Source organism: Kitasatospora sp. NPDC036755 (assembly GCF_040636595.1).
Taxonomy (GTDB): domain Bacteria; phylum Actinomycetota; class Actinomycetes; order Streptomycetales; family Streptomycetaceae; genus Kitasatospora.
Genome location: NZ_JBEZUT010000585.1, coordinates 1 through 2,873 on the forward strand (window position 1 = coordinate 1; position 2,873 = coordinate 2,873).

Here is a 2,873-nt window from a genome sequence, read left to right on the forward strand (position 1 = left end):
GGCGCCGCGGGCGCGGCGGGCTCCTCGGACCCCGTCCGCGCGCCGGTGGCGGGAGCGGAGGGTGCGCTGGGGCCGGTCGCGGCCTTGGCGGGGGCGGCGACGGGGGCCGCGGTGAGGACCGCGGGTGCCGCGAGGGCCTGGACCGGCAGTACGGCCGTGGCGGTGGCGCAACAGGCGACGACGCCGGCTGCGAGCGTGGAGAGTCTAGTGCGCAGGAGCACGCCGAATCCTTCTTCGAGTGGGGGCAGTCCGACGGGAAGTCGGGCTGAGTGAAGGAGATTTGGCGTGGATCCTGTCACTGACTGAAGGTCAGAACAATGTCACAGGTCATATGATACGAGTGTTTCGGCCACCTCCCCGTCCCCCGCCCCGCCACCCGGCTGACCTGCGGCACTCGCCGTCGACCGTGACGCGACCCACGCCCACCGGAGGCCCATCACGCCACGAACCGGGCGATTCGGCAGGGCGGCCCGGCCCGCCGGCCCGCCGGTAGTGGCCGATCCGCACCCTCGGCGGCAGGTCACCATGCGGATCAAGGACTTCCTCCCGCACCGCCCCCGTACCCGCCGCCTTCACCCGCCGCCTTCACCCGCCTCCGCCGACGGCTCCCGCCGGACACTCAGGAGCCGGGCCGGGGATGCCCCGGCCCCCCCACCGGCCCGCGCCCTCGGGGGAGTCCACCGCCTCCGGCGGTCCGTCACATCCAGGCGAACGGCGAGCCCGCCGCGTAGGAGAGCGCCCGGGTCGCCTCGTCCAGGTTCTGCTCGGTGGCGACCGCGGTGCCGGCGGTCGTCGGCGCCGTGGCGGGCGGCGTCCCGGTGCCGCTCGGGGCGGCGGCCGCCGGGCGGCCGTCGCCCGGCCGCGAGCTGGTGACCGTCACGTAGCGCCCGACCGCCTCGACCCGCGGGTCCCCGCCCGGCTTGGCGCCGGGGGCCTGGGGCGGCGCGGTGGTGGCGTCGGCGAGGATGAAGGCGATCGCGCCGGGCTTGGCCCGCAGGGCGTCGGCGGCCCGGGCCGCGGAGGGCTGGTCGGGGAAGCGGAGCAGGGTGACACTGCTGAGCACCGGGCGGTCCTGGCCACTGAAGCTGACGGCCAGGTAGCCCTGGCAGCCGGTGTCCTTCAGCGGGTCCTGGGCGCGGTCCTGGAGCGCCTCGCCGCAGTTCTCGCCCTGCCGGACGCCGTTGCGCCGCGCCTTGTACGCACCGACCTCGACCGGCCGCTGGGCGGGGAAGAGGTTGTCGACGTTGAGGGCCTCGGGGTCGGTGCGCGGCGGCGGGGCCCCCACCACCTTCGGCGTCGCCGAGGCGTCCTTGCTGGACGGGCCGAGCCCGGGTATGTAGTCACCGGGCATCGGGCGGGTGATGATCCATCCGCCGGCCGCGACCACCCCGACCATGACGACCCAGCCGGCCGTCCGGCGGGCCGTCAGCCGGCGGCCCCGCCTGCGTTCCGTCCCCCCATCGGTGTCGGCGCCCCCGCCGACCCGCTGCTCTGCCCGGCCGTCCCGGCCCTCTCCCGGAGTCGGGGTGCGCTCCCCCTGCGTGGTCATGGCGCAGATTCTAAGCACCCCCGGGGTGGCACAGATCACTGGGTCCGGAGGTTGTCGATCATCCTCCGCCGGGGCCGTCCGCCGCGCGCCCGGCCCGCTTCCGGCACTCGCTCCCTACCCGTCGGTAACCGGAGGGTCGACCCCGCGTCAAGCTCGTGACCAGCGGCGGAGCCGTGACCTTCGACACTGTGGCAATCGGCACATCCTCACACCGATCTTCTGGCGGGTTTGCTCTGGCGCCGCTCGATCACCACCAGGCAGGATCGGCCCCATGGATCTGCTCTCTACCCTCACCGCCAAGGGCCTGCGCGGCGAAGTCCCGACCCGCGAGGAGGCCCTGGCCGTCCTCGCCACCACCGACGACGAGCTGCTCGACGTGGTCGCCGCGGCCGGCAAGGTGCGCCGCCGCTGGTTCGGCCGCCGGGTCAAGCTCAACTACCTGGTGAACCTGAAGAGCGGGCTCTGCCCGGAGGACTGCTCGTACTGCTCGCAGCGGCTCGGGTCCAAGGCCGAGATCCTCAAGTACACCTGGCTCAAGCCGGACCAGGCCGCCGACGCCGCCCGCGCCGGGGTGGCCGGCGGGGCCAAGCGGGTCTGCCTGGTCGCCAGCGGGCGCGGCCCGACGGACCGTGACATCGACCGGGTCACCGACACCATGGCCGCCATCAGGGACGCCGACCCCGAGGTCGAGATCTGCGTCTGCCTCGGCCTGCTCTCCGACAACCAGGCGGAGCGGCTCAAGGCGGCCGGCGCCGACGCCTACAACCACAACCTCAACACCTCCGAGGGCACCTACGGCGACATCGCCACCACCCACACCTACGCGGACCGGGTGGACACCGTGCAGAAGGCCCACGGCGCCGGCCTGTCCGCCTGCTCCGGTCTGATCGCCGGCATGGGCGAGAGCGACGAGGACCTGGTCGACGTCGTCTTCGCGCTGCGCGAGCTGGGCTCGGACTCCGTCCCGGTCAACTTCCTGATCCCGTTCGAGGGCACCCCGCTCGCCAAGGAGTGGAACCTCACCCCGCAGCGCTGCCTGCGCATCCTGTCGATGGTCCGCTTCGTCAACCCGGACACCGAGGTGCGGATCGCGGGCGGGCGCGAGGTGCACCTGCGCTCGATGCAGCCGCTCGGCCTGCACGTCGCCAACTCCATCTTCCTGGGCGACTACCTGACCAGCGAGGGCCAGGCCGGGCAGGCCGACCTCGACATGATCAAGGACGCCGGCTTCGAGGTCGAGGGCGCCGGCGAGGCCACCCTGCCGCGCCACCGGGCGGACGTCGCCGAGGCCGCCCGGGCCGCCCACGCGGGCGGCGGCTGCGGC

2 protein-coding genes and 1 pseudogene are annotated in these 2,873 nt (G+C 74.3%); 1 reads left to right on the forward strand and 2 read right to left on the reverse strand.

Annotated features, from left to right (window positions below; all coding sequences use genetic code 11):
- Positions 1-221 (reverse strand): annotated as a pseudogene (locus tag AB0E96_RS40180) (hypothetical protein); the annotation flags it as partial.
- A 476-nt stretch (positions 222-697) separates the two neighbouring features.
- A complete protein-coding gene (locus tag AB0E96_RS40185; RefSeq protein WP_359831671.1) occupies positions 698-1,549 on the reverse strand; it encodes a hypothetical protein in 852 nt (283 codons plus the stop codon).
- A gap of 271 nt (positions 1,550-1,820) precedes the next feature.
- Here AB0E96_RS40185 and bioB point away from each other — a divergent pair.
- The coding region (gene bioB, locus AB0E96_RS40190; protein ID WP_359831673.1) for a biotin synthase BioB at positions 1,821-2,873 on the forward strand (1,053 nt) is incomplete at its 3' end.